Source organism: Pararhodospirillum oryzae (genome assembly GCF_007992075.1).
Taxonomy (GTDB): Bacteria; Pseudomonadota; Alphaproteobacteria; order Rhodospirillales; family Rhodospirillaceae; genus Pararhodospirillum; species Pararhodospirillum oryzae.
Map to the genome: position 1 here is coordinate 1 of NZ_BJZO01000176.1, position 1,769 is coordinate 1,769.

The 1,769-nt window shown below is 62.0% G+C and carries 1 protein-coding gene and 1 pseudogene; both read left to right on the forward strand.

The features are described 5' to 3' along the window. Nucleotides 1-53 precede the first annotated feature (53 nt). Nucleotides 54-1,164: pseudogene (locus ROR02_RS16335) on the forward strand (IS3 family transposase). Nucleotides 1,165-1,468: 304 nt separating this feature from the next. After that, a partial coding sequence (locus ROR02_RS16340; RefSeq protein ID WP_218032839.1) for an EcoRI family type II restriction endonuclease occupies nt 1,469-1,769 on the forward strand: 301 nt, incomplete at its 3' end.

A 1,769-nucleotide genomic window follows, 5' to 3' on the forward strand; every position in this document is an offset into this window, starting at 1 on the left:
CATCAGTTCCAACCGTTGGTATTTAGTCTGTTCCCCGAAGAGGAGACGGACGAATGAAGCGCAGCCGGTTTTCAGAGGAACAGATCATCGGCATCCTGAAGGAGCACCAAGCGGGGCTTGGGGCGACGGAACTGTGCCGCAAGCACGGGATCTCGGATGCGACCTTCTACAAGTGGCGCGCCAAGTACAGCGGCATGGAGGTGTCGGAGGCCAAGCGGCTGAAGGCGTTGGAGGATGAGAACGCCCGGCTGAAGAGGCTTCTGGCCGATGCCATGCTGGATGTCTCGACGTTGCGCGAGATGCTCGGAAAAAACTTCTGAAGCCCAGTTCAAGGAGAACCGCGTGACCTGGGCCATGACCGAGAAGGGCTATTCGCAACGCCGTGCCTGCTGGCTGGTCGGTATCGATCCGCGCGTCTACCGCTACCATTCCACTCGGCCCGACGATGCCGATCTGCGGGGCCGCCTGCGCGCCTTGGCATCCGAACGGCGCCGCTTCGGCTATCGGCGCCTGCATCTGCTGATCGAGCGTGAGGGCATCCAGGTGAACTGGAAGAAGCTCTACCGCCTTTATCGCGAGGAGGGACTGACGGTGCGCAAGCGCGGCGGCCGCAAGCGGGCCTTGGGCACCCGCGCACCCTTGGCGGTCCCGCAAGGACCCAATCAGCGCTGGTCGCTCGACTTCGTGTCCGACAGCTTGGCCTCGGGCCGGCGCTTCCGTATCTTGAACGTCATCGATGATTTCAGCCGGGAATGCTTGGCAATGGTGGCCGACACCTCGATCTCCGGCCAGCGCGTGGCGCGTGAGCTGGACTGGATTGCCGAACGGCGGGGCTATCCCTGCCTGATCGTCTCGGACAACGGCAGCGAGCTAACCTCGAACGCCATCCTCAAATGGCAGGAAGATCGCCATGTCGAATGGCATTACATCGCGCCCGGCAAGCCCATGCAGAACGGCTTCGTGGAGTCCTTCAACGGCCGTCTGCGTGATGAGTGCCTCAATGAGCACGTCTTCGGCAGCCTGCGCCACGCCCGCAGCTTGATCGCGGCGTGGCGCGACGATTACAACAGCAACCGACCCCATACCGGCCTGGGCGGCCTGACGCCGCACGAGGCCTACGAACGCTCAACCATGGACCAAACCGCGAACAGAGCTAACTTCTGAACGAGGACAATCCGGAGAGCAGGTCACGGGACAGCCAGAATTGGATGAGGTTCTGCGGCCTTGGCCCCGGTCTGCGCTGAAAGGACCGATGCAGTTTGTGGTGCGGAGCATCGGCCTAGCCTGAGCCGGGGGACGACCGCGCCCGCCGCGATGGCCTACACCAGGAAGCGCTGGTGCTGGTTGGACAGGCGAAGTGCGCATGTATGATGTCACCGGCCTAGCGATGCGCCTGCCGATCCTGTCTGTCATTCCGTAGTGGCGTTTGATACGATGCCCCCCACATGATGTATCGGTGGGGGCTGAAGTGGCAGGAGAGGTTGAGTTTAAAGGTAAGGGGCAGGCACTCCGGCTTGGAATCCAGCAAGAGCTGGGCGGTGGCCCCCTTAGCATCTTTGGCGCGGCAGCACAGAAGCACGACCTGTCTATCCGGGAAGTGGCGGCAGGTGTGCTGGCCAAGCTGGCGGAAGAGTTTCCGAACCTTGAGTTTCAACTTCGCACGTCGCTGACCAAGAAGGAGATCAACGAGAAGCTGCGAAGCTTCGACCCCCGGCTTGGGCAGGCACTTTTTGTCGAAAGCGCCAGCATTCGTCCGGACGGCGGTATAA